The organism is Streptomyces sp. NPDC021224 (assembly GCF_044332905.1).
Lineage (GTDB): Bacteria > Actinomycetota > Actinomycetes > Streptomycetales > Streptomycetaceae > Actinacidiphila.
This window is the reverse complement of record NZ_JBIRPW010000003.1, coordinates 610,780-635,175: the sequence shown is the minus strand read 5'-3', so window position 1 is coordinate 635,175 and position 24,396 is coordinate 610,780. Positions and strand designations below refer to the sequence as shown.

General features: G+C 76.4%; 19 protein-coding genes and 1 tRNA gene. 10 read left to right on the top strand and 10 right to left on the bottom strand.

Going from position 1 to position 24,396, the window contains the following annotated elements; genetic code table 11:
* Positions 1-17: 17 nt before the first annotated feature.
* A tRNA-Leu gene (locus tag ACH4PY_RS11235) sits at positions 18-105 on the bottom strand.
* A 69-nt stretch (positions 106-174) separates the two neighbouring features.
* Positions 175-528, bottom strand: a complete 354-nt coding sequence (locus ACH4PY_RS11230) for a chorismate mutase (RefSeq protein WP_398178999.1) — start codon at positions 526-528, stop codon at positions 175-177.
* A gap of 145 nt (positions 529-673) precedes the next feature.
* On the opposite strand from ACH4PY_RS11230, the gene fdhD reads away from it, so the two are divergent.
* The 4 genes from fdhD to ACH4PY_RS11210 all read left to right on the top strand — a co-directional run bounded on the left by fdhD (position 674) and on the right by ACH4PY_RS11210 (position 5,059).
* Positions 674-1,519 carry a formate dehydrogenase accessory sulfurtransferase FdhD gene (gene fdhD, locus ACH4PY_RS11225; protein WP_398178996.1) on the top strand — a complete coding sequence of 282 codons (846 nt, stop codon included), beginning with the start codon at positions 674-676 and terminating at the stop codon, positions 1,517-1,519.
* 76 nt (positions 1,520-1,595) lie between these two features.
* Positions 1,596-1,970, top strand: a complete 375-nt coding sequence (locus tag ACH4PY_RS11220) for a hypothetical protein (RefSeq protein WP_398178993.1) — start codon at positions 1,596-1,598, stop codon at positions 1,968-1,970.
* Between the two features lie 103 nt (positions 1,971-2,073).
* Positions 2,074-2,946 carry a LysR family transcriptional regulator gene (locus ACH4PY_RS11215; protein WP_398178990.1) on the top strand — a complete coding sequence of 291 codons (873 nt, stop codon included), beginning with the start codon at positions 2,074-2,076 and terminating at the stop codon, positions 2,944-2,946.
* A 286-nt stretch (positions 2,947-3,232) separates the two neighbouring features.
* Positions 3,233-5,059, top strand: coding sequence for an AMP-dependent synthetase/ligase (locus ACH4PY_RS11210; RefSeq protein ID WP_398178987.1), 1,827 nt, complete (start codon positions 3,233-3,235; stop codon positions 5,057-5,059).
* Between the two features lie 12 nt (positions 5,060-5,071).
* Here the strand turns inward: ACH4PY_RS11210 and ACH4PY_RS11205 are convergent, their stop codons facing one another.
* The 3 genes from ACH4PY_RS11205 to ACH4PY_RS11195 are packed head-to-tail and all read right to left on the bottom strand — an operon-like array spanning position 5,072 to position 12,580.
* Positions 5,072-7,120, bottom strand: coding sequence for a metallophosphoesterase family protein (locus ACH4PY_RS11205; RefSeq protein ID WP_398178984.1), 2,049 nt, complete (start codon positions 7,118-7,120; stop codon positions 5,072-5,074).
* Positions 7,117-11,841, bottom strand: coding sequence for an FtsK/SpoIIIE domain-containing protein (locus ACH4PY_RS11200; RefSeq protein WP_398178981.1), 4,725 nt, complete (start codon positions 11,839-11,841; stop codon positions 7,117-7,119). The genes ACH4PY_RS11205 and ACH4PY_RS11200 overlap by 4 nt, the downstream gene beginning before the upstream one ends.
* A 58-nt stretch (positions 11,842-11,899) precedes the next feature.
* Positions 11,900-12,580, bottom strand: coding sequence for an SLATT domain-containing protein (locus tag ACH4PY_RS11195; protein ID WP_398178978.1), 681 nt, complete (start codon positions 12,578-12,580; stop codon positions 11,900-11,902).
* 228 nt (positions 12,581-12,808) lie between these two features.
* Here ACH4PY_RS11195 and ACH4PY_RS11190 point away from each other — a divergent pair, with 228 nt between their 5' ends.
* Together ACH4PY_RS11190 and ACH4PY_RS11185 are read left to right on the top strand one after the other, a co-directional pair.
* A complete protein-coding gene (locus tag ACH4PY_RS11190) occupies positions 12,809-13,636 on the top strand; it encodes an aldo/keto reductase (protein WP_398178975.1) in 828 nt (275 codons plus the stop codon).
* 138 nt (positions 13,637-13,774) lie between these two features.
* Positions 13,775-14,506: a class I SAM-dependent methyltransferase gene (locus ACH4PY_RS11185; protein WP_398178973.1), complete on the top strand. Its 732-nt coding sequence runs from the start codon at positions 13,775-13,777 to the stop codon at positions 14,504-14,506.
* 102 nt (positions 14,507-14,608) lie between these two features.
* Here ACH4PY_RS11185 and ACH4PY_RS11180 read toward each other — a convergent pair whose 3' ends face one another.
* Positions 14,609-15,364: a Clp protease N-terminal domain-containing protein gene (locus ACH4PY_RS11180; RefSeq protein WP_398178970.1), complete on the bottom strand. Its 756-nt coding sequence runs from the start codon at positions 15,362-15,364 to the stop codon at positions 14,609-14,611.
* Between the two features lie 96 nt (positions 15,365-15,460).
* Here ACH4PY_RS11180 and ACH4PY_RS11175 point away from each other — a divergent pair, with 96 nt between their 5' ends.
* Together ACH4PY_RS11175 and ACH4PY_RS11170 are read left to right on the top strand one after the other, a co-directional pair.
* Positions 15,461-16,042: a TetR/AcrR family transcriptional regulator gene (locus ACH4PY_RS11175; protein WP_398178967.1), complete on the top strand. Its 582-nt coding sequence runs from the start codon at positions 15,461-15,463 to the stop codon at positions 16,040-16,042.
* Between the two features lie 94 nt (positions 16,043-16,136).
* Positions 16,137-16,898 carry an SDR family NAD(P)-dependent oxidoreductase gene (locus ACH4PY_RS11170; RefSeq protein ID WP_398178964.1) on the top strand — a complete coding sequence of 254 codons (762 nt, stop codon included), beginning with the start codon at positions 16,137-16,139 and terminating at the stop codon, positions 16,896-16,898.
* Between the two features lie 102 nt (positions 16,899-17,000).
* Here ACH4PY_RS11170 and ACH4PY_RS11165 read toward each other — a convergent pair whose 3' ends face one another.
* Positions 17,001-19,415, bottom strand: coding sequence for an alkaline phosphatase family protein (locus ACH4PY_RS11165; RefSeq protein WP_398178961.1), 2,415 nt, complete (start codon positions 19,413-19,415; stop codon positions 17,001-17,003).
* A gap of 117 nt (positions 19,416-19,532) precedes the next feature.
* Here ACH4PY_RS11165 and ACH4PY_RS11160 point away from each other — a divergent pair, with 117 nt between their 5' ends.
* Positions 19,533-20,327: an MBL fold metallo-hydrolase gene (locus tag ACH4PY_RS11160; RefSeq protein ID WP_398178958.1), complete on the top strand. Its 795-nt coding sequence runs from the start codon at positions 19,533-19,535 to the stop codon at positions 20,325-20,327.
* The gene (locus ACH4PY_RS11155; RefSeq protein ID WP_398178956.1) at positions 20,324-20,950 is read left to right on the top strand and encodes a DedA family protein; all 627 of its coding nucleotides are present in this window, start codon (positions 20,324-20,326) and stop codon (positions 20,948-20,950) included. Before ACH4PY_RS11160 ends, ACH4PY_RS11155 begins: the two co-directional genes overlap by 4 nt.
* 36 nt (positions 20,951-20,986) lie before the next feature.
* Here the strand turns inward: ACH4PY_RS11155 and ACH4PY_RS11150 are convergent, their stop codons facing one another.
* The 3 genes from ACH4PY_RS11150 to ACH4PY_RS11140 all read right to left on the bottom strand — a co-directional run bounded on the left by ACH4PY_RS11150 (position 20,987) and on the right by ACH4PY_RS11140 (position 24,352).
* Positions 20,987-22,003 carry an MBL fold metallo-hydrolase gene (locus tag ACH4PY_RS11150; protein WP_398178953.1) on the bottom strand — a complete coding sequence of 339 codons (1,017 nt, stop codon included), beginning with the start codon at positions 22,001-22,003 and terminating at the stop codon, positions 20,987-20,989.
* Positions 22,004-22,094: 91 nt separating this feature from the next.
* Positions 22,095-23,309 carry an aminotransferase class I/II-fold pyridoxal phosphate-dependent enzyme gene (locus ACH4PY_RS11145; protein WP_398178950.1) on the bottom strand — a complete coding sequence of 405 codons (1,215 nt, stop codon included), beginning with the start codon at positions 23,307-23,309 and terminating at the stop codon, positions 22,095-22,097.
* A 371-nt stretch (positions 23,310-23,680) separates the two neighbouring features.
* Positions 23,681-24,352 (bottom strand): HAD family hydrolase, encoded by a 672-nt coding sequence (locus tag ACH4PY_RS11140; protein ID WP_398178947.1) that lies wholly within the window; start codon positions 24,350-24,352, stop codon positions 23,681-23,683.
* Between the last annotated feature and the right edge of the window lie 44 nt (positions 24,353-24,396).

Below are 24,396 nucleotides of genomic sequence, written 5' to 3'. Positions count from 1 at the left end.
TCAACTGGGGTTTTCGCTGGTGTCCGAGGGGGGACTTGAACCCCCACGCCCGATAAAGGGCACTAGCACCTCAAGCTAGCGCGTCTGCCATTCCGCCACCCGGACCGGGTCGACCGCCCCGACCGCCTGGGTCGGGGTGACTGGGTCAACCTTACCAAGGATCCGGAGTGCTTCTCACCTGGGATTCCCGCCGGGCTGCTGGGGGCGGGCGGCGATGGCGCGGTGGTGGCGGACGACCTCGTCGATGATGAAGTTCAGGAACTTCTCGGCGAAGGCGGGGTCGAGCCGGGCGTCCTCGGCGAGGCGGCGCAGCCGGGAGATCTGGGCGGCCTCGCGGGCCGGGTCGGCGGGGGGCAGGTCGTGGGCGGCCTTCAGCTCGCCGACCTGCTGGGTGCACTTGAAGCGCTCGGCGAGCAGGTGGACGAGGGCGGCGTCCAGGTTGTCGATGCTGCCGCGCAGCTCCCGCAGCCGCTGCAGGGCCCGCTCGTCGCCTTCCAGGGTGTGCTCGGCGGTCGGCTGGTCGCTCATCTCGGTTCTGCCATCCTGGGAGTCCGTGGTGCTCGCTGCGCGGTCCTGATCACCCTATGACACCCTCGCCTGGTACCGGGCCGGGACCGCGGGGCGCACGGGGCGGCCCGCGGGGCGCGGCGGGAGCGCAGGAGGAGAGGGCCGGATGGGACGGGTCACGGAGCGGCGGCGGGTGCTGCGGATCCGCGGCGGGACCGCCGCGCACCGGGCGGACACGCTGGTGGCGGAGGAGCCGCTGGAGATCCGGCTGAACGGCCGCCCGCTGGCGATCACGATGCGCACCCCGGGCGACGACTTCGCCCTGGCCACCGGTTTCCTGGTGAGCGAGGGCGTGCTGGCGGCCGCCGACGAGGTCGCGAACGTCGTCTACTGCGCGGGGGCGACGGCCGACGGCGCGAACACGTACAACGTCGTGGACGTGACGCTCGCGCCCGGGGTGCCGGTGCCGGACATCACGCTGGAGCGCAACGTCTACACGACGTCGTCGTGCGGGCTGTGCGGCAAGGCCAGCCTGGACGCGGTGCGGACGGCGACCCGGCTGCCGGTGGACCCGGCGGGCGGGCCGCGGCTGACGCCCGCGCTGCTGGCAGGGCTGCCGGAACGGCTGCGCGAGGGGCAGGCGGTCTTCGACCGCACGGGCGGGCTGCACGCCGCCGCGCTGTTCGACGCCGAGGGCGGGCTGCTGGACGTGCGCGAGGACGTCGGGCGGCACAACGCCGTCGACAAGCTGGTCGGGCGGGCGCTGCGGGAGGGCCTGCTGCCGCTCGCGGACCGGATCCTGATGGTGTCCGGGCGGGCGTCCTTCGAGCTGGCCCAGAAGGCGGTGATGGCGGGGATACCGGTGCTGGCCGCGGTGTCGGCGCCGTCCTCGCTCGCGGTGGACCTGGCCCGGGAGAGCGGGCTGACCCTGATCGGCTTCCTGCGCGGCGACTCCATGAACGTCTACGCGGGCGAGGACCGTATCGCACTGGCGTCCGACCGGGCACACTGAGCGGCGGCCGCGTCCTGTCGGCCGCCCGCCCGCCGACCGGCGCCGACCGGCCGGTTCGCACCTCAAGGAGCCCCCGGTGTTCGTCCTCAGTGCGGCCCTGACCGTCCTGCTGCTGCTGGAGGTGGTGCCGTCGGCGCTCGCCGCGCTGACCCGGTTCGGGCCGGGGGTGGAGCGGCTGGACGACCTGACGCGGCTCGGGCTGCGGCAGGGCCGGCGCCGGTGGGTGCCGACCGCCGCCGGGGTCCTGCACACCGCCGCCACCGCCGCGCTCGTCGCCGGGGTGTGGCACCCGGTCTACGGGGTGGCGGGCGCGGGCGCGGAGGCGCTGTTCTTCGGCTGGGTGCTGCTGCGGCAGGTGCGGGCCGGGGACCGGGGACGGGAGCTGTTCGCGTACGGGCTCTTCACGTCGTGGGCGCTCGCGGTGGCGCTGGTGGCCGCGCTGCGGCTGTGACGGCGGCGCGGTCGGAGGGTTCGCGCCCGCACCCGCGGGCCGGCGTCCAGGGATGGCCGGTTACCGACGCGACCGCCATCACGGCCCGCGATAACGTGCCGCCATGTTCGAGCCCGCCCAGTTGCGGACCTTCCTCGCCGTCGCGCAGACGCTGAGCTTCACCCAGGCGGCGCACCGGCTCGGCCTGCGCCAGTCCACCGTCAGCCAGCACGTGCGGCGGCTGGAGGAGGCCGCGGGCTGCCGGCTGTTCCTGCGCGACACGCACGCGGTGGAGCTGACCGAGGACGGCGAGGCCATGGTGCGCTTCGCCCGGCCGATCCTGGAGGCCAACGAGCGGGCGGCGGCGTACTTCACCGGCACCCGGCTGCGCGGGCGGCTGCGGTTCGGGGTGTCGGAGGACTTCGTGCCGACCCGGCTGCCGGAGATCCTGGCCGCCTTCCGGCACGACCACCCCGAGGTGGACCTGGAGCTGACCGTGGAGCTGTCCGGTGTGCTGCACGAGCGGCTGGAGGCCGGTGGTCTCGACCTGTGCCTGGCCAAGCGCTCGGGTCCGGACGGGCCGGGGCGGCTGGTGTGGCGGGACAAGCTGGTGTGGATAGGCGGCGAGCGGCTGCGGCTCGACCCGCGCCGCCCGGTGCCGCTCATCGCGCACCCGCCGCCGGCGCTGACCCGGGTGCGGGTGCTGGACGTGCTGGAGCGGCACGGCCGGGCCTGGCAGCCGGCGGGGACGAGCGGCTCGCTGGGCGGCCTGGTCGCGGCTGCGCGGGCGGGTCTGGGGGTGATGGCGCATCCGCAAGGGCTGATTCCGGCCGGGCTGGTGCGCGTCCAGTCGCGGGCCGGCGGGCTGCCGGACCTGGGCGGCGTGGACTTCGTGCTGCGGCACGGGCGGCGCGCCTCGCGCGTCCAGGAGTCGGCGGACGCGCTGGCCGGGGCGATCCTCGCGGGCGGCGGCCTGCTGCACCGGCCGCTGCTCTGACCGCGCCCGCCCGGAACGGGCCGTACGGGCGGGAGGGGTGGGGCGGGCGGGGTGGGAGCCGACGTGTGGGGTGGAGTGGGCGTGACCGGGGCGGGCAGATTTGGTGGAGATCCGTACCCGTCCGCCGCCGCCCCGGGGACGCGGGAGGCCGCCGGTTGCCTTGTGACCGCCGGAAACCCCCGTTCCACCAGCACAGACGTCCGATTCGGCGAAACTTTCCGCCCTCTCCCGCCGGGGCCGGGGATCGGGTAGCTTACGGCCGCACCGGCACCTAGGAGAGCACCCGTTGCGTCAGTTCACCGTCCCCCCGCTGGTCACGGCGCCCCAGGCCGGCGGTCTGGCGGATGCCGTGTTCGGGAACGCGCGGCAGGCCCCGGACCAGGTGGTGCTCGCCCGCGCCGACGAGCACGGCGGGTGGCAGGACGTGACCGCCGCGGAGTTCCGCGACCAGGTGCTCGCGGTCGCCAAGGGGCTGCTCGCGCAGGGCGTCCGGTTCGGCGACCGGGTCGCGATCATGTCGCGCACCCGCTACGAGTGGACGCTCTTCGACTTCGCGCTGTGGTCGATCGGCGCGCAGCCGGTGCCGGTGTACCCGACGTCGTCGTCCGAGCAGGTCCGCTGGATGCTGCACGACTCGGAGGCGGTCGCCGCGGTCGTGGAGCACGAGGACCACGCCATGACGGTGGGCGCCGCCGTGGACGAACTGCCGCGGCTGCACCGGCTGTGGCAGCTCGACGCGGGGTGCGTCGAGGAACTGACCGAGGCCGGGCGGCACATCGGGGACGACGTCGTCGAGCGGCACCGGCTCGCGGTGACACCGGGCGCGACCGCGACGGTCATCTACACCTCGGGCACCACGGGCCGCCCCAAGGGCTGCGTCATCACGCACGGCAACTTCATGGCCGAGACCGACAACGTCGTGGCCCGCTGGGAGCGGGTCTTCTCCAGCAGGCCCGGCGAGGAGCCGTCCACCCTGCTCTTCCTGCCGCTCGCGCACGTCTTCGGGCGGATGGTGGAGGTGGCGTGCGTCCGGGCCCGGATCCGGCTCGGCCACCAGCCCGGGATGACCGCCGCCGAGCTGATCCCCTCGCTCGCGTCTTTCCGGCCGACCTTCGTGCTGGCCGTGCCGTACGTCTTCGAGAAGGTCTTCCAGGCCGCGCGGCGCAAGGCGGAGGCGGGCGGCAAACTCGCGGCCTTCGAGAAGGCCGTGGAGGTCGCGGTGCGGCACGCCGAGGCGGTTGAGGCGCGCGCCTTCGGCCTGGGGCCGGGGCCGAGCGCGTCCTTGCGGATGCAGCACCAGCTGTACGAGAAGCTCGTGTACAGCAAGGTGCGCGGCGCGCTGGGCGGCCGGGTGCGGCACGCGATCTCCGGCGGTTCGGCGATGGAGCGGCGCCTCGGCCTGTTCTTCTGCGGCGCGGGGGTGACGATCTACGAGGGCTACGGGCTGACCGAGACCACGGCCGCGGCGACGGCCAATCCCCCCGAGCAGACCCGTTTCGGCACCGTCGGCCTGCCGGTCCCGGGCACGGCCGTGCTGATCGCCGAGGACGGCGAGATCTGGCTGCGCGGCGGGCAGGTCTTCACCGGCTACCTCAACAACGTCAAGGCGACCGAGGAGGTCCTCAAGGACGGCTGGCTCGCCACCGGGGATCTCGGCATGCTCGACGAGGACGGCTATCTGACCATCACCGGGCGCAAGAAGGAGATCCTGGTGACCAGCGGCGGCAAGAGCGTGTCGCCGGTCGCGCTGGAGGACCGGGTGCGGGCGCACCCGCTGGTCGGACAGTGCGTGGTGGTCGGCAACGACCGGCCGTACGTCGCGGCGCTGGTGACGCTGGACCCGGAGGCGGTGGCGCACTGGCTGTCGATCCGCGGCAAGCCGCGGCTGCCGACCAGGGAGCTGGTGCACGACACGGACCTGGAGAACGAGATACGCCGGGCCGTCGTCGCGGCGAACACCCTGGTCTCGCAGGCCGAGTCGATCCGCACCTTCCGGATCCTGGCCGCGCAGTTCAGCGAGGAGCGCGGGCTGCTGACGCCGTCCCTGAAGCTGAAGCGGCGGGCGATCGAGGCCGCGTACGCCCGGGAGATCGAGGCGCTCTACCGGGCGTGACGGGCCGCGGTCTCAGGCGTCCGCGCACAGCGCGTCGAGGTCGCGCTCCTCGGCGGCGCCGGGCCGGAAGGCGTGGGCCGGACCGGGCGTCCACTGACCGCCGTCGAGCCGGACGGTGCGCAGCGCGAGGGTGTGGTCGCCGCCCTCGCGGGCCACGAACACCTCGTTGTAGCCGTTGCGCTCCTCCGTCTCCCGGCTGGCCAGCGCGGGGGCGCCGGCGATCCGCATGGTCCACGGCGGGCCCGCGTCCAGCAGCCGCTCGGCGGCCGCGAAGCCCAGGTGGGTGTGGCCGTGCAGCACCAGGGACGTACGGGCGGCGGCCAGCGCGCGTTTGGCCTGTCCGGCGTTGACGACCCCGGAGTAGGGCGCGACCTCGACCGCGGGCACAGGCGAGAGCGGGTGGTGCAGCGCGGCGAGGGTGACGACGCCGGGCTGCGGCGCGAGCCGGTCGAGCACCCCGCGGGCCACCACGCCGGGGTCGTGCCGCTCGAAGTCCCGTACGACGGCGGCGATGTCGGCGTCCTGCGCGGCGCTCGCGGCCACGTACCGCTGCTGGAAGGCGCGCAGCCGCTCGCGGTCGGCGTCGTGGGCCGCCTCGCCGCCGGACTCGGCGCTGCCGAGCAGCGCGAAGCGCAGCCCGACGTCCGGGTAGCCGACGTAGAGGCGGCGCCGCGCCGGGTCGGCGAGGTGCAGGTCGGGGTGCGGCAGCCCGTCGAAGGCGGCGGCGAACCAGCGGTGCCGGGCCTGCGGGGAGTCGTCGAGGGCCAGGTCCCAGGAGACGTCGTGGTTGCCGCCGACGAGCAGCACCCGCGGGTCGCCCTCTCGCAGGTCGCGGTGCGGGGCGAGCAGCGCGGCCAGCTCGGCGAGCCAGGTACGGGCCCGCTCGCCGTGCCCGTCCAGCGGGCGGTCGACGAGGTCGCCGGTGACGACGAGCAGGTGCGGGGCGCGGCCCTGGGCGGCGAGCTGGCGCACGTGGTCGAGGTAGCTGTCCAGCACGGTGCCCGCCCCGGCGAGGGCGGCGATGGCCTGCCCGGCGCCGGTGCGGTCCTTGGTGTCGACGGTGTCCGACAGCCGCCCGCCGTGGTGCAGGTCGGAGATGTGGTGGACGCGCAGCACGTCGGGCAGGTGGCGGCCGAGCACCGGGTCGTCGGCGAGCGATCCGCCGGGGCGCGGGTGTCCGGGCACGGGCCCCGCGACGCCCGGCGCGGCCCCGTACGCGTACAGCGCGGCGTCCTGCCCGGGGCGGCCCGCGGCACCGGCGGGCAGGCCCGCGGCGCGCCAGCGGGCGGCACGCAGGGCGGCGCGGTGCTTTTCGGCGAGGCCGCCGCGGAACCACTGGCGTATGTACTCGTGCCGGTCGTCGGCCTCCTCGGCGGCGGCCCGCAGCAGCCGGGCGTAGCCGTCGTCGCCGGTGCGCAGCGCGGGCTGCTCCTCGGCGGTGTGCAGGAGGAGTTCGAGCAGGAAGGTGGTGTGCAGCCAGCCGGGGTCGCGGGCGCGCAGCCGCTCGACGAGCGCGGGCGCCCACTGCGGTGCGCGGGCGGCCATCCGCGCGCACTCGTCGGCGTCGAGCACGGGCGGGCGCAGCAGGTCCTTGGGCACGTCGGGCCCGAGGTGCGGGACGAGCAGCGCGCTCTCGGCGGGGGTGGCGAGGACCAGGACGGTGGCGCCGGTGTCGTGGATCCGGTGCAGTCCGGCGGCCAGCACGGCGGGGTCCACGCCGGGGCCGCCGGGCCGGGCGAGCGCGGGCTCGTCGACGACGACGAGCTGCCCGGGGCCGACCGGCGGCGCGGGTCTGCCCTCGGTCAGGCAGCCCAGCCGGGTCTTGCGGACCGACGCCGACGACCGCAGGTCGACCCGGACCGTGCCGCCCGCCGGGCGGGCGGCGGCGATGCCCTGGGCCAGCCAGGTCTTGCCCGCCCGGCGCGGCATGACGGCCAGCCAGGCCGCGCTGTTGGGCTCCGCGCCCTCGGCGGTGGGGCGGATCCAGCTGGGCATCCGCCCGTTGCCGAGCCTGACGTCCAGGTCGGCGCGGTAGGACTGGCTCGGCCGGAAGACGCTCATTGGGCCCACTCCCCTGTTTCCCCGTCACGCAGCGAGATGTCGTTCCTGGCGATCCAGTCCAGCAGCGGCGGATCGTGCAGCCACTGCTCGCCCGGCCGCAGCAGCCCCGCGTCGCGCAGGTCCTGGCGCTGCGCGGGGGTGGCACCGGCCGGGAGCGCGCCGGGCTCGGCGAGCAGGGCGGCGCGCCCGGCGGGGCCGATCTCGGCCCAGCGGGACTGGAAGTGCAGCGACCACTCGTCGAGCAGCCGCCGTTCGACGAGCGACCGGAGTGCCGCGTCGCCGGTGAGCGGGCTCAGGTCGTTGCCCTGGACGGCGCGGACGACGGCGTCGCCGACGACCTGGAGGTAGAACGGCCAGCTGCCGACGGTGCGGACGACGGCGGCGGCGGTGGTGTCGCGGTCGAGGGCGACGCCCAGGTTGGCGGCGGTGCCGGACAGGAAGTCCAGCGCGGCCTCCTCGTCGAGCGGGCCCAGCAGCCGGGCGTTGACGTCGTTGCCGAAGCTGGAGCCCGGCGCGGTGAGCGCCCTGCGCACGACCGTCCGCCAGTCCTTCTCGGTGCCGGTGTAGAGCAGCCAGGCCCCGGCCTGGCCGAGGTCGCGCAGCCAGGAGACGGCGACCGGGTCGTAGTCCGCGAGCCGCCCGACCTCGTCGAGCAGGAAGACCAGCGGGGCGCCGCCGGACGCGGCCTTGTCGAGCAGCGCCTCGGCGGGGCTCGCGGCGTCGCGCACCGCGCGGTCGAGGATGCCGGCGAGCGCGTCGGGGGTGTCCACCGGGGAGCTGGGCGGCGGCACGGTGAGCCGGTGCACCTCCTCGCGTCCGCCGTCGGCGGCCAGCCGCCGGGACAGCTCCTCCAGCACCCAGGACTTGCCCGAGCGGCGCGGCCCGAGCAGCGCGGCCGAGGCACCCGTGGACTGCCGGTTGCGCAGCCACGCCAGGACGTCCTCGCGGCCGACCGGGCGGCCCGCGCCGGGGCCGACCTGGAACTGCTCGGCGGCGCGCGGCGCGTCGTCGATGGCGAACGGCCGCCGGGTGTGCGGCACGTCCGTGTCGCGGTCCCGCAGCCGGGCGGCCAGCGCGTCCAGCGCGTCACTCTGCGCGCGCGAGCTGGGGCCGCCGTCCAGCAGCGCGATCTGCACCTCGCACGCGCTGAACGCGCGCAGGGCACGGCCCGGCTGGAGGTGGCCCAGCGGCGGATCGACGCCGAAGCGCCGGTAGTCGTCCTTGTCCCTGCGGTCCAGCACCAGGTGGTCGGTCACCAGCGCGGCCGTCCGCTCGTCCAGGCGCGCCGCGTCCGCGGTCAGCACGACGCGGATGCCGACCGGGCCGCCGTCCCGCATCAGCAGCCGCAGGTCTTCCGCGAGCCGCTCGCCGTCGATACGGCCGGACAGCTCGCGCAGGCCCTCCCAGCGGTCGATGAGCAGCACCAGGTGGGGCAGCCGGCGGTCGGAGCGCACGGCCTGCCGCTGCGCGGCGAGGTCGGTGAAGCCGCCCTCGGCGAAGAGCTGCCGCCGGGTGTGCAGGGCGGCGGTGAGCCGGCCGACGAGCCGGGCCAGGTGGTCGGGGCGGCCCCGGGTGACCACGCTGCCGCAGTGCGGCAGCCGGCCGAGCATCTGGAGGGCGCCGTTGCCGCAGTCGATGCCGAAGAGGTGGACGTCCGCGGTGGAGCGCCGCTGCGCGAGCGCGGCGGCGAGCGTGCGCAGGAACTGCGACTTGCCGGTGCGCGGCCCGCCGGTCGCCGCGAGCAGCCCCTCCCCCGCGACGTCGAAGAGCGCGGGCTGCTTGCCGACCTCGTCGGCCAGCTCCTCCAGCCCGTAGGCGACGCCGGCCGGGGCCTGCGGCAGTTCCGACAGGGTGACGACCGCGGGCAGCGGCTCGGGCAGCGGGCCGGGCAGCGGCGGCACCCCGGAGCGCAGGGCGGCCCTGCGGACGGCGGTCACCAGCAGGTCCAGGTCGGTCCGGACGGACGGCCCGGCGGGGCGCTGCCCGGGTGCGGCGCCGTCGTACCCGGGGGCGGGGCGGGGCCCGTCGAGGTCGTGGACGGTGATCGCGGGAACGGGGGCCGCAGGCGAGCCCAGGTCGACGGCGACGGGCGCCTGGAACTCGGTCAGTTCCTGCACCCCGGTACGGACGAAGGCGCGTCCGGGGCTGGAGCGGGGGATCGCGGCCGCGTCGGGCGCGTCCAGGACGGCGGCGCTCTCGGCTCCGTCGCCGAGCCGCAGCGCGATCCGCAGGTTGGTGGTCGCCCTGATGCCGGTGGTCACGACACCCGCGGGGCGCTGGGTGGCCAGTACCAGGTGGATGCCGAGCGAGCGGCCGCGCTGGGCGACGTCCAGCATCCCGGCGCGCAGCTCCGGGCGGCCGCCCGCGAGGTCGGCGAGCTCGGCGACCACCAGCACCAGCCGGGGCAGGGGCGGCAGCGACCGGTCGCGGTCGCGCAGCTGGTGGTAGTCGTCCAGGGTGCGCACGGAATGCCCGGTCAGCCGCGCCTCGCGGGCCCGCAGTTCGGCGAAGAGCCGGCCGAGAACGCGTTCGGCCTCGCGGTCGTCGATGTCGGTCACGACCCGGGTGACGTGCGGCAGCGCGGTGGCGGGTCCAAAGGCGTCGCCGCCGCGGTCGTCGAACAGGACGAAGATCATCTCGTCGGGGCGGTTGGCGACCGCGAGCGAGACGACCCAGCTGCGCAGGAACGCGGTCAGCCCGGAGCCCGGCCGCCCCGCGATCAGCGCGTGCGGGCCGTCCGCGCGCAGGTCCAGCTCGAACGGCGCCGCGGCGGCCTGCCCCACGACCGCCGCCGTCGCACGCGGCACCGCCGACCAGCGCGCCTCGACGGTCCCGGCGCCCCCGTCGGCGTCCCCGACGTCCAGCCCGAGCAGTTCGGGCAGCGGCAGGGCCGCGAGGTCCATGGCCCGCCGGACGGCCTCGGCGTCCCGCAGCGGGGCGAGCGCGCGGGCCGCCGCCTCGAACCAGCCGGGCCGCGGCAGGTCGGCCAGCAGCGGCAGCGTCATGTGGTCGGCCGGACCGGCGGTCGAGCCGGTGCCGTCGCCGATGTCGACCAGGTAGCCGCACCCGGGGGGCAGCTGCCGGGCCTCCGTGCCCAGGCAGACCAGGTGCACACCGACCGCGGGCCCCTCCTGGAGCAGCCGACCGACCCCCGGCAGCGTCCGCAGCCGGCGTATCCCGTCCAGGACGAGCAGCACGGAGGGGCCGTGCCGCCCGGCGGGGGTGCCCGCGGCCGTGCCGTCCGGCGCCCCGGTGCCCTGTTCCGTGGCGGGGGCGCCGGGGACGGCCGCAGCGCCGGGGTTCTGCCGGTCGGTCACCAGCCGCAGCAGCGTGTCGATCTGCCGCGCCACCGAGGTGGGGTCGGCGTGCACGCGCGGGGCGCGGTCCTCGTCGAGCGCGGAGGAGGAGCGCGGCAGCCAGCGCGTCCACCGCCAGTCGGCGGCGCCCTGGGCATCGGTGAGGACGCGTACGACGACGTCCTCGGGGCTGTGGTGGGCGGCGGCCTGGAGCACGAGCCAGCCCGCGAGCCGCCGCGGCCGGTCGTCCGCGCCGACGACACCGACGACGCCCTGCCGCGGCAGCACGGCGACGGCGGGCAGCGCCTGGCTGCCCAGCTGCCGGTACCGGTCCGGCTCGTCCTGCCCCTCGGCGGTCACGGGCAGGACGGTACGCAGTCCGCAGCGCAGCGCCAGGAAGTCGGCGTCGCGCGGGCCGCGCTGCCAGAGCTCCCCGCTCCGCGAGCCGACCGCCCCGGCGAGCGACGCCGGGTCGGGGTAGGCCGACCCCAGCTGCTCCGCGACGGCGGCAGTGAACATGAACGGCGGGAGCGCGCGATCTCCTGTCGGCCAGCACGCCGGCACACCGTCCGCCGCACTCCGGACGAGCCGGGCCAGCAGGTTCCTCGATCGCAGGACGGTGTTGATCCGCCGGGTCGAAGGGGTCTGCCACCAGCTGTCCCTGGGCGCGTTGGGCAGCAGGACGTCCGGGAGGGAGTCGAGGACGGGGCGGCCCGAGGAGCGGGCCCGCGGGTCGAGCAGCAGCGTGCCGTGGTCGCCCGGCGGCAGGACGGCAGGCTCCGGCCGCTCCTCCCGGGACCACCGCAGGCAACTGCTCCCCACGATGAGCAGCGTGTCCTCCTCCCACTTCGTGCCCTGCCCCGGGGGCTCCCACCCGGGCACCGCCGGTCGGCCGACGGCTCTGACGACGCGGCCCCCGGTCAGAACGAGCAGCGGGGCCTCCGCGGCGCCCCGCCGGACGAACTCACCGGTGAAGTCGGCCACGAGGCTGTCGCCGGCGGCGAGGTCGTCGGGGAAGCATTCGATGGACCTGCGGTTCGCGCCGGTCACCCCGGTCTCCGCCCCGGCGCCCTCCCCCGCCACGATCCGCACCGTCGCCAGGACCTGCCCGTCCGGCCGCGGCTCGTACGGCCGCGGCTCCACCGGTCTGCCCAGCCCGACGCGTACGCCGTCGCGCAGCGGCGACTCCCCGAGCGCCGGCTCCGGCGGCAGCTCCTCGCGCCCGACGTAGAGCCGCAGCGCCCTCACCCCGGCGCGGGACGGGTAGACGGGCAGCGCGCGCGTGCTCTCGGGGATGCGCGCGAAGGCGTCCCACTCCTGGCAGAACCGCGCGGCGAGGTCCCACATCCGCGCGGACTCGGGCGCGTACAGCTCGATGTCGTGCTCGGCGCCGTCCGGGGTCACCACCGTGAGGATCCTGCTCACCGGTCCGCCGTCCCGCCCGTGCCCGTGCCCGTGCCCGCGGTGTCTAAGCCCGTCCCGCTCAGCGCTCCACCCCCGGAAGCGTGCGCTGGCCCTGCAACTCGCTGATGCCCGCGCTGAACTCCGCCTGCCACTCGGCCGTCTCGCCGTCGATGTGGGCGCGCACCGAGACGGCGAGCCGGGTGACGAGCGCCAGCTGCCGTTCCAGCTCGGCCGGTTCCAGCAGCAGGTCCGGGTCGGCGGCGCGGGGGCCCGCGCGCAGCACGTCGGCGGCCCACTCCAGCCGTACCGCGTTGAGTTCGGTGCGCAGCGCGTGGGCGACGGTGATGTCCCGCATCCAGGAGGCGCTCAGCCCGAAGAAGTGGTCGAAGCCCTTGCAGCCCGCGGCGACGGCGAGCAGCACATAGCCCCAGCCCTGGCCGGAGCCGCCCGCGGCGGCCGTGCCGAGCGGCACCGCGGCGCCGGCCACGGCGCAGGCGATGGCGAGGCCCTGGAGCAGACGTGAGCCGATGCGCTTGTTCCGCTTGTCCACCAGGTACCAGGCGATCGCGGTCTCGGCGTCCCGTTCGGCCCACTCGCGCAGCCGTGCCAGCGTCTCGCGCTGCACCGCCGGGTCGGTCGCGGCGGACGCGGGAACGGCCGGGAAGGGCTCCGCCCGGAGGTCCCGGCGGGCCCACGGCGCGCGCGGCGCCGCGGGCGCGCCGCCGTCCGGCACGCCCTGTCCCGCCATGGGTTCCGCCATGGGTTCCCGCCCCGTCATCGGTCCTGCTCCCCTCACGCGCACGGGCCGCGCCCGGCCCCCGCGCGTGAGGGTAGCGGCTGGGATCACTGCGGGGCGGGGGAATGCGGCGATCGGGCGCCGGGTTGTACGTGCTCGGTCCGCCCGGCCCACCGGGGCCGCGGGCCGACGCGTACGGCCCCGCCCGGCCGCACGCCCCCCGCAACCGACGCAAGGAAGGCCCGACCTCCTGTGAGCAAGGTCCCCGACGTAACCCTCAACAACGGCGTCACGATGCCGCAGCTCGGCTTCGGCGTCTGGCAGGTGCCGGACGACGAAGCCGAGGCCGCGGTCGCGACCGCGCTCGACGCCGGCTACCGCAGCATCGACACCGCGGCGCTGTACGCCAACGAGGAGGGCACGGGCCGCGCGCTGGCCGCCTCCGGGCTGCCGCGCGAGGAGCTGTTCGTCACCACGAAGCTGTGGAACAGCGACCAGGGCTACGACTCCGCGCTGCGCGCCTTCGACACCTCGCTGGCGAAGCTGAAGCTCGACCACGTCGACCTCTACCTGATCCACTGGCCGCAGCCGCGGCGCGACGCGTATACGGAGACGTGGCGCGCGCTGGAGCGGATCGCGGCCGAGGGGCGGGCCAGGGCCATCGGTGTGTCCAACTTCCAGCCCGCGCACCTGCGGCGGCTGGTCGACGGTTCGCCGACCGTTCCCGCGGTGAACCAGATCGAGCTGCACCCGCAGCTGGCGCAGTCCGAACTGCGCGCGGTGCACGCCGAACTGGGCATCGCCACCGAGGCGTGGTCGCCGCTCGGCCAGGGCAAGGGCCTGCTCGAGAGCCCGGTCGTCGCCCGGGTCGCCGAGCGGCACGGCAGGACTCCCGCGCAGGTCGTGCTGCGCTGGCACCTCCAGCTGGGCAACGTGGTGATCCCCAAGTCCGTGACGCCGTCGCGGATCCGGGAGAACATCGACGTCTTCGGCTTCGCGCTCACCCCGGAGGACCTGACCGAGCTGGCCGCCCTCGACGACGGCACGCGCCTGGGCCCGGACCCGGACGCCTTCGGCTGATCCGGCCCCGGCGGCCGCCCCGTCCCCGGGGCCGCCGCCGTACGCCCGCCCGCCCGGCCGGCCCGCGCACCGGGACGTAACACAGGTGCAAGCCCCCGGGCAGGCGGGTGTTCACCTGCGGGCTCTACCATCGTCCGCATGCTGGACTACGAGGTGGAGGCGGCGCGCTACGACGCGACGCGCGGTGGTGAGCCGCGGGCGCGGGCGGCGGCACGGGCCGTCCTCGCGCTCGTGCCCCAGGGCGCCCGCACCCTGCTGGACGTGGGGTGCGGGACGGGTCTGCTGACCGAACGGCTGGTGCGGCCGGGCCTGCGGGTCTTCGGCGTGGACGCGGCACACGGCATGGCGCGCCTCGCGGCCCGCCGCACGGACGGTTCGGTGGTGCTCGGCGACTGCCACCGGCTGCCCTTCGCCGACGAGTCGCTGGACGCGGTGTGCGCGGTGTGGCTGCTGCACCTGCTGCCGGACGCGCCGCGGGTGATAGCCGAGTGCGCCCGGGTGCTGCGGCCGGGCGGGGTGTTCGTGACGACGGTCGACAAGGACTCGGGCCACGACGTGGACAGCGACGTCGACCATCTGATGGCGCCCTACCGGGTGCGGCGGACGGCCTACGACGCCGACGAGCGGGTGCGGGCGGTGGCCTGTGAGCACGGGCTCGGCCGGGCGGGCGAGGCCCGCTTCACCGGGCACGGCCAGGGCAAGTCCCCCCTGGGGGCCGCGGCGGACGTGGCCCGCGGCTACTTCGCGTCGGCGCTGTCGCTGGACGAGGTGGAGCAGGAGGAGCTGGCCGCGCGGATCGCCGCGCTGCCCGACCCTGACGTGCCGCGCGGCGACCCGGTCTACCGGCTGCTGGCGCTGCGCAAGAGCTGAGCGCGGGGGCCCGGCGCCAGGCCCCCTGTGTCTCACTGTGTCTCTTCGTCCCCTTGTTCCTTCGCCCCCTCGATCCCCTCGCCCCCTGTCGCGGGCGGGCGTTCAGGGGGTGTCGCTGCCGGTGGGCTCGGGCTGTGCGTCGCTCTTCCAGGTGATCCGCGCCAGGGTCGCGAGCACCCACTGCTCCACGGCCGGGTGGGTGACGCCGATGCCGGTGAGCGCCCGGGCGGCCGGTTCCTGGTCGTCGCTGAGGACGCCGAGCAGGATGTGCTCGGTGCCGATGTAGTTGTGGCCGAGCCGCAGGGCCTCGCGAAGGATCAGCCGCAGGGTCTTCTTGGCCGCGGCGCCGACCGGCAGGTTCCCGGTCGGCGCGGCGTCCTCGGTACCGGGCGTCGTGACGGCGGCGCGTACCGCGTCCGGGGTGGCGCCGAGGTCGGTGAGGGCCTGGAGGGCGAGCGTGTCGGGCTGGGCGAGCAGGCCGAGCACGAGGTGCTCGGGTTCGATGGTGCCGTGCCGTCCGGCGCGGGCCTCCTCCTGCGCGGCGCCGACGGCGTTGCGGGCGCGCGGAGTGAAGCGGGTGAAGCCGGACTCGGTGAGGTCGAAGTCCTCCGGCCCCTTGGGCACGAAGCGCTTCTGGGCGGCCTGCTTGGTCACGCCCATGTGCCGCCCGATGTCGGTCCAGGACGCGCCCGCGCGCCGGGCCTGGTCGACGAAGTGGCCGATGAGGTGGTCGGCGACGTCGTCGAGGTGCGCGGCGACGGTCACGGCGTGTTCGAGGTTCTGGAGCGGGTCGCTCCCGGGGTGCTGGTTCTTGACGAAGTCGATGAGGTCGTCGAGCCGTACGGGATGCTTGTCCATGCGTCAACGGTAGGTTGACGATGGAGCATCGTCAACCTTGCGTTGACGATCGGTCTTTCTTGACCGGGCGTTCTGCAATAACCTAGGGTCCTGACCATGGCGAGGACCAAGGAGTTCGACCCGGACACCGCGCTCCAGGCGGCCCTGGAGCTGTTCTGGGAGCGCGGGTACGAGGCGACCACCATGTCCGCGCTCGTCGAACGCCTCGGCGTGGCGCGGGCCGGCATCTACGCGACCTTCGGCAGCAAGCACGACCTCTACCTGCTCGCGCTGCGCCGCTACGGCGAACTGTGCGACCCGGTGCTGCTGGAGGAGCTGTCCCGGCCCGGCCCCGCCCTCCCCGCCGTCCGCGCGCTGGTCGAACGCTTCGCCGCGGAGTCCGCGTGCGACGAACTGCGCCGCGGCTGCTTCATGACCAACACCGCGGTCGAGCTGGCCCCGCACGACAGCGCCGCGGCGCGCCGGGTGGAGGCCAGCTGGGCCCTCCTGGAGACCGCGCTGACCTCCGCGCTGCTGCGCGCCCGCGCCCAGGGCGAACTGCCCGCCGGGCGCGATCCGCGCGGGCTGGCCCGGCTGCTGCTGGTGCTGCTCCAGGGGATGCGGGTGGTCGGCAAGGCCGGCGCGGACCCGGAGCGGGCGCGGGACGCGGCACAGCAGGTGCTCGCGCTCATCGGCTGACGGCTCCCGCTTCTTCCCTACCCCCGGTGTGCCCGCGTCGCGGGGTGACGCGTGCCCTCTTTCCAGAATGCTCGTTCTCATTACAGGAGACGCAATGTCCGACAGGTTCACCGGTCAGGCCGTGCTCGTCACCGGCGGCGGCAGCGGTATCGGGCGCGAGGTCGCCCTCGCCTTCGCGCGCGAGGGCGCCCGGGTCGCGGTCGCCGGCCGCACCCGGACGGCGCTCGACGGGACGGTCGCCCTCGTCACGTCCGCGGGCGGCACCGCCGTCGCCGTCACCGCCGACATCACGGACCCGGCGGACGCCGAACGCATGGTCGCCGAGGCCGCCGACCGGCTCGGCGGCCTGGACGTCGCCGTCAACGGCGTCGGCGTCTTCCTCTCCCCCGGCCCGGTCGGCGACATGGCCGAGGACGACTGGCGCCGCACCCTCGACACCAACGTCACCGGGCTGTGGCTGTCCATGAAGTACGAGATCGCGCGCATGCGCAAGGAGGGCGGCGGCGCCATCGTCAACATCGCCTCCAACATCGGCGCCCACCGCCGGGCCGCGGGCCTGGGCGCGTACGCCGCGAGCAAGGCCGCGGTCAGCGTGCTGACCCGCACCGCGGCGCTCGACCACATCGCCGAGGGCATACGGATCAACGCCGTCAGCCCCGGCCCGGTCGACACCCCGATGTCCACCCGCCCCGGTGAGACCCCGGCCGCCAAGGCGGAACGCCTGCGCACCGAACTCCCCCTCGGCCGCGCCGCGAGCACCGCGGAGGTGGCCGCGGCCGTCCTCCACCTCGCCTCCCCCGAGGCGGGCGCGACCGTCGGCACCGACCTGGTCCTGGACGGCGGCGCCACGGCGTAGCCACGAGGCCGCGGCGGGCGGAGCCACGACCGGACCTGGCTCCGTGCCGGGTCTCCCGTGCCGGACGTACGGCCACCCCGCGCGCCCCTTCCCGCCCGGCGGTCAGGGGTGGGCGGCCGCGTCCGGGGTGCGGGGGGCGGGGGGTTGTGCGGTGGGGACCGGGTGCCGGGCGAGGCGGGCGGCAGCCTCGCGGGGCGGGCAGTCCGCGGCAGACGCGGGCTGCCGCGCGGAGGCCAGCCATCCGTGGAAGAGCCCGTGCAGCGCCTCCGCGCCCACGACCGGCGTCCGCGGCAGCGGCAGATCCGCGGGCGAGAACAGGAACGGGTGGGACTGCGGGCCGCCCAGCCCGCCGTGCGAGCCCGCCTGCTCCTCGAAGGCGTGCACGCTGCCGCTGCGCGGGTCGACCGCGGAGTTGACCATCAGGTCGGCGATGTGCGGGAAGGCGTCCGCGCGCAGCACCGCCGCGGCGGCGCCCGGACCGAAGCGGGCCAGCGGATCGGGGCCGGTCACCCGTCCGGTGGCCAGCTCGTGCTCGCCGCCGTCCGCACCGAGTACCAGCGGGCCGCGCCCGGCGCTGCGCACCAGGACGAAGCCGACGCCCGGATGCGCGGTCAGCGTGGGCAGCAGGTCCGGGCTGCGGCGGCGGATCTCCTCCAGCGTCGCCCGCCCCGGGATGTCCGGGAAGGCCACCAGGCCGAGGTTGCCCGAGGCCAGCACGACCGGTTCGGACCGCGGCCCCTCGCACTCCGCCTCCTCCGGCGCCCGCCGCCCCCGCTCCGGCCGGCGCAGCGCGCTGCGGGCCGCCGCCCGCGCCTCGGTGCCCGTGCGGCGGCTGCGCCCCCGGCTCACCGGCGGCAGCCCGCACCCGCCGCGCACCACCTCGCGCAGCCCCTCGCCGTAGGTGTCCTCGAACGTCGCCCCGCCGCTCTGCCCGTGGTCGGACAGCAGCACGAAGCGGTACGGGCGCGGGGCGTACCGCGCCGCGTCGGCGATCAGCCGGATCGAACGGTCCAGGCGCGCGAGGACCTTGCGGGCGTCGCGGCTGTGCGGGCCCGAGTGGTGCGCCACCTCGTCGTACGCGACCAGGTCGGCGTAGACGGCCGTGCGCCCGGCGAGCATGTCGCCGACCACGGCGGCGACCGCGACGTCCCGCTCCACGACCGTGGCGAAGGCCCGCAGCACCGGATACAGGCCGCCGCGCCCGATCCGCGGCCGGTCCCTGCGCAGCCGCGACGCGCTCGACTCACCGATCTCCCGGACCACCTCGGCGACGAACGACCACGCGGTGCGCACCGCGTTCGCGGGGTCCGAGAAGTACGCGAAGTAACCGGAGCGCGAGCGGGAGAACTTGCCGCGCTGCGCCGCCACCGACATCACCAGCGCCGACTGGTCGGCGCCGCCGGTGAACAGGTTGCCGCGGCTCGCGCCGTCCGCGGCCAGCAGCCCGGGGCAGCCGGTACGTGCGATCGCCCGCCGCTCCAGCTCGGCCGCGCTGGACGGGCGGTTGCACACCATGACCTGGCCGGATTCCTTCTCGAACCAGCGGAAGGCGGGCACGTCGTGGTTGCTGCCGTGCAGGATCGCGAGCTGGCTCGCGCCCGTCTGGCTGCTCCAGTCCGTCCGCCACGCGGTGAGCCGGTGGGTGCCGTCGGCGAGCCAGCCCGCCAGCGTGGGCATCGCCGGGGAACCGCCGGTCAGCGCCGCCCGCAGCACGTCGTGGCCGACGCCGTCGAGCTGCAGGAAGACCGTGCCGGACGACGTCGGCAGCGGTGGGTCGCCCGCCCTGCGCCGCCGCCGGCCCGCGAGCCGCGCGAGGCGCCGCCCGTACGCGGCGTCGTCCCGCACGGCGAGCGCGGTGCTCGTCGCGGAGGAGGCCGCGGACATCACCGCCGCGATCACCACGGCCGTGGCGGGAGTGACCTCGCCGCGGCCGCCCGGTGTGAGGTCCAGCGCGACCAGCAGCAACGAGCCGTTGAGGAAGAACACGAGCGCGCCCAGCACCAGCGCGGGCACCAGCAGCAGCGCTCTCACCAGCAGCGGCCACACCAGCGCGCTCAGCACGCCGAACGCGCCCGCGCCGTACGCCGCCGTCACGGCGATCTGCGTCGGGCTGTCGCCGCTCGGGGCCTTCAGCCGGAAGTCCGGCAGCAGCCAGGCCAGCACGGCGAGGGTGGCGGAGGCCACCGTCCACACGACGACGACGCGCCCGACCGCCCGCAGAGCGGTGCGCCCCGCGGCCCGTTCCCGCTTCCCACCCGGCTGAGGCACGGCTCCACCCTGCCATATCCCTGCCGGGACCTGCGCGGACGTCCCTTCCCCGCCCCCTCCCGGGGCTCGGGCCTCCCGACCGGGGGGGTGCGACGGTTGTCGCCGGACCGCGCCGCCGGTGAGGAGTTGCTCGCGCGGTTCCCCGCGCCCCTGCACCCACGACGGTGGACCCGCCCGTCGTCGCGGGAACGCACCGCCGGTGGGGGTCGCCCGCGCAGTTCCCCGCGCCCCTGCACCACCGCCGTCCATCCACCCGCTGTCGCCGGACCCCACCGCCGGTGGAGGACCCTGCCCCCGCCGGGGGAACGCAGCGCCGGTGGAGGGTGCCGGGTGGGGCGGCGTACGGTGCGGGGAGGAGGGCGGGTGGTGGGCGTGGAGATCACGTGGTGGGGGCACGCGATGGTGAGCGTGCGGGATTCCGGGGTGACGGTGCTGACCGATCCGCTGTTCACGCGGCGGCTGGCGCATCTGCGGCGGCGCCGGGGGGAGGTGCCGCCCGCCGGGGCGGCGCGGGCCGATGTCGTCCTCGTCTCGCATCTGCACGCCGACCATCTGCACGTCGGGTCGCTGGCCCGGCTCGCCCCCGGCACCCGGGTGCTGCTGCCGCGCGGCGCCTCCGCGGCCGTGCCCGCGCTGCGCCGGGTACGGGACCGGCTTCGGCTGACCGAGGTGGAAGCGGGCGACAGGTACGAGGCCGGGCCCGTCACCGTACGGGCCGTGCCCGCCGCGCACGACGGGCGGCGGGTGCCGTTCGGGCCGCAGCGGGCGCCCGCGCTCGGGTACGTCGTCGAGGGGGCGGCCCGGACGTACTTCGCCGGGGACACCGGGCTCTTCGACGGCATGGCCGAGGCTGTCGGACCCTGCGACGCCGCGCTGCTGCCGGTCGGCGGCTGGGGCCCCTTCCTGGGCCACGGCCACCTCGACCCGGCGCGCGCCGCCCAGGCCCTCGCGCGGCTGCGGCCGCGGGTCGCCGTTCCGGTGCACTACGGGACGTTCTGGCCGATCGGGATGGACGCGGTGCGCCCGCACGAATTCCACTCGCCGGGCGAGGAGTTCGTGCGGCTCGCCGCCCGCACCGCTCCCCGCGTCGCCGTGCACTGCCTCGCGCACGGCGCGACCGTCCAGGTGCCGGACCCCGGATCGCGGGGGACCGCCGGGTGATCGCCTTCCTCGCCACCGCCGCGACGACCACCCGCCCGCCGTCCTCGGAGAGCACCCAGCAGGTCGTCGGCTATCCCTCGCTCTTCCTGCTCGTGGTGCTGGGCTCGCTCGTGCCCGTCGTGCCGACCGGGGCGATCGTGTCCAGCGCGGCGGTCGTGGCCTTCCACCAGACCGACCCCTTCGCGCTGCTCGGCGTCTTCTGTGTCGCCTCCTTCGCCGCGCTCATCGGCGACGTCGGCCTCTATCTGCTGGGGCTGCGCGGCGCCCGGTCGCGCGGCGGGTCGCGGTGGCTGCACCGGCTCCAGGAGCGGGCGGACGAGCGGACGCTCGCGACGGCGCAGCGGCGGCTGGACGAGCACGGGGCGGCCGTGCTCGTGCTCTCCCGGCTGGTCCCGGCGGGGCGGATCCCGGTCATGGTCGCGTGCCTGCTCGCGGAGATGCCGCTGCGGAGGTTCGTGCGGGGGGACGTCTTCGCGTGCCTCGCGTGGGCGGCGACCTACCAGCTCATCGGGATCCTCGGCGGTTCGCTCTTCCCCGAGCCCTGGCAGGGTGTCGCCCTCGCGGTCGGCCTGACCTTCGCCATCGCGGGCGTCCCGGCCCTCCTCCGCCGCCGGCACGCCTGAGCACGCCCGAGCAGCGGCACCTGCGCGGCCGTCGCGTCACCCGCACGTCCCCGGCGGGGCCAGGCGGCGGGAGGCTCCGACGGGGAGGTCCCACAGGGACGCGCGGGGAAGGCCCGCGGCGTCCCACGCCGCGTGCAGGCGGGTCAGGGGTTCGAGCGGTGGCTCGCTGGAGAGCAGGAAGGTCGCCCAGTGCATGGGCGCCATGACCGCGGCCCCGACGTCGAGGAAGGCCCGTACCGCCTCCTCCGGATCGACGTGCACCGCCTTGAGCAGGCGCCGCGGCGCATACGCGCCGATGGGCAGCAGCGCCACGTCGATCCCGGGGTACGCGCGGCCGATCCGTGCGAAGCAGTCGCCGTAGCCGGTGTCGCCGGCGAAGTACAGGCGCGGGCCCGCCGGGTCGGTGAGGACCCAGCCGCCCCACAGCGAGCGGCAGGTGTCCGTGAGGGTGCGCCTGCTCCAGTGGTGCGCGGGCACGAAGTCGAAGCGGACGCCGCCGATCTCGGTGGCCTCCCACCAGTCCAGCTCCGTCACCCGGGAGAAGCCGCGGCGGCGGCACCACGTGCCGAGCCCGGCGGGCACGAGCAGCGGGGTGCTGCGCGGCAGCCGGCGCAGCGTCGGGGCGTCGAGGTGGTCGTAGTGGTTGTGGCTGATGACCACCGCGTCGATGCGCGGCAGCTCCTCCCAGGGCACCCCGACGGGCGTGACGCGCGCGGGCGTGGCGGGGATGCGGTGCGACCAGACGGGGTCGGTGAGCACGGTCAGCCCGCCGATCCGCACCACCCAGCTGGCGTGCCCGGCCCAGGTCACGGCGAGGGTGCCGGGCAGGGCGTCGGGCAGCGGCCCCGGCGCGACGGGCAGCAGCGGCACCTGGCGCAGCGTGTGCGCGGGCGGCCGGACGATGCACTCGCGGACGGCGCGGACGACCGTGCGCAGCCCCGGCCGGGGTTCGGTGAGCCGGTCGGCGAAGGATTTCGGCCAGGCACGGCGCTCGCCCGGCGGGCGCGGCGCGGTCGCGGTGGTGGCCGGGATCCGTTCGCTCTGATCGGTCATCGGGACTCCGTGCGGGGTGCGGTTTCGTACGGTCGGTGCTCCGGCGGGTCGGTCTGCGAGGGGAAACGGGTACGGACGCCTCGAACGTAAGTCAGCCGCGGGCGCCCCGCGATCCCACGCCCGCCGAACCGCTGACCTCGTCCGTACCGGTCAGCGCCCCGACGGCGGCGCCGAGCGCGGCGAGCGCCTCGGCCACATGGGGGACGGCGAGCGGGTCGGCGGCGCCGAGCGCGACGCGGCGCTCGCGGTCGGTACGGCCGTGCAGCGCGCCGGTGCCGATCCTGACCCGGGGCTCCGCCGGGTCGTCGCCGAAGCGGTGACCGCCGGGGACGGTACGGCCCAGCGCCGCGCCGAGCCGCTCCTCCAGGGCGGGCGCGTCGAGCCCTGCGGCGTCCAGCCTCGGGTAGAGCTGGAAACCGGCCTTCGGCGGCCGGCACACGCCGCCCGCGCCGGTGATCGTCCGGTGGGCCGCGGCGGCGGTACGGGCGTGCAGCCGGTTCGCCGCCGCCGCGAAGTCCGTGACCTCGGCGGGCTCGGTCAGGACGTACCCGGCCGCCGCGGCGACGGGCGCCGGGAGGACGGCGCGCAGCGCGGCAAGGGCCGCGGCGGTGCGCTGCCGCCACGCCGTCCCGTGCGCGGTCGCCGGGAAACGGGCGAGCGCGACGGGCACCCCGGACGGGACGAGGGTGGCGCCCAGGTCGGTGAGCACCACCGTGTGGTCGGGCAGCATCTCGGCGGGGCTGAGCAGCACGGTGTCGCGGTGGTGCAGGGTGTCGGAGTAGGTCTCGTCGGACACGATCTGGAGCCCGGCCTCCGCGGCGGCCTCGCACGTCTCGTGCAGCAGCTCGGGCGCGGTGACGGTGCCGGTCGGGTCGTCCGCGGCGGACAGCACGAGCAGCCGCGGGTCGGCGCCCGCCGCGCGGGCCCGGCGGACGGTCTCCAGCAGCGCGAACGGGTCCGGCACGCCGCCGCCCTCGGGCGCGCTCGGCACGGCGTGCACGGGCCGCCCGACGAGCGCGGCGACGGGGGCCTGCCACGCGGGTGCGGGGCGGGCGAGGACGGGGTCGCCGCCCGCGGCGGCGAGCAGGGCGAGCAGCAGCGGTTCCGCGCCGGGCGCGGCGAGCACCTGGCCGGGGCCGCTCCACAGGCCCCGCCGGGTGAAGTAGCCGCACGCGGCCTCGTGCAGCCGCGCCCCGCCGCCCGCCTCCTCGCTGCCGGGCGCGGCGGCGGCCAGATGCGCCTCCCAGTACCCGGGCACCGGCAGCCCGGGGTCCGGCCGGCCCCCGTACGGCACGGTGATCGCCATGGCGCACCTCCGCTCGGCGCTCCGCGGGGTCGCCCCCATGGTGGTGGACGCCCCACGTCCCCACCTTGGCCCCTGCGGGGGCTCGGCGCATTTTGGCTTCCGCGGCGGGGGGGGTGGGCGCGCCACGGGGGTGCCGCTCACGGTGGGTACGGCGGCCTTCCCGCCGTTGGGGCTGGGCGCGCAGTTCCCCGCGCCCCTGATGCGCCACGGGGGGGCGCCTGCGGTGCGCACCGCGAACCACCCGCCGTTGGGGCTGAGCGCGCAGTTCCCCGCGCCCCTGATGCGCCACGGGGTGGCGCCTGCGGTGCGCACCGCGAACCACCCGCCGTCGGGGCCGGGCGCGCAGTTCCTCGCGTCCCTGGGGGGCCGGGTCAGAGGCCGAGGAGGGCGGGGAGGGTGCGCATGTCGGTGAAGAGGGTGGTGGTGGGGCCAGTGAGGCGGTGGGTGGGGGTGAGGCCGCCGCCGGTGTAGGCGAAGGCGGGGATGCCGGCGGCGAGGGCGGCGGCAAGGCCGTGGGGGCTGTCCTCGACGACGGCGCAGCGGGCGGGCGGGACGCCGAGGGTGCGGGCGGCGTGCAGGAAGAGGTCGGGGGCGGGTTTGCCGCGGGGGACGTCGGAGGCGCTGAAGACGCGGCCGGCGAAGCGGTCGTAGAGGCCGGTCTTGCCGAGGGTGCGGCGCAGCCCCTCGTGGCCGGTGCTGGAGGCCACGCACATGGGCACCCCACGGGCGGCAAGCGCGTCGAGGGCGGTCTCGATGCCGTCGACGGCGGTGAGGTCGGCGTCGAGGGCGGCGCGTACCCGGCGGCGCCATTCGGTGTCCCAGCCGTCAGGGAGCGGGCGTCCGAGGTGGGCGGCGATGTCGGCGCCTATGTCGGCGAAGGAGCGGCCGACGAAGCGCTCGATCGCCTCGTCCCGCGGCATGGGCCAGCCCAGGCGGGCGACCATCTCCACGTCGATGTCGATGGCGAGCCGCTCGCTGTCGACGAGGACGCCGTCGCAGTCGAAGATCACCAGGTCGGGGGGCTGTACGGGGCCGTGGTTCACCCAGGTGAGCGTACCGGGGGCGTGCGAGGGCCGCCGGAGGGTAA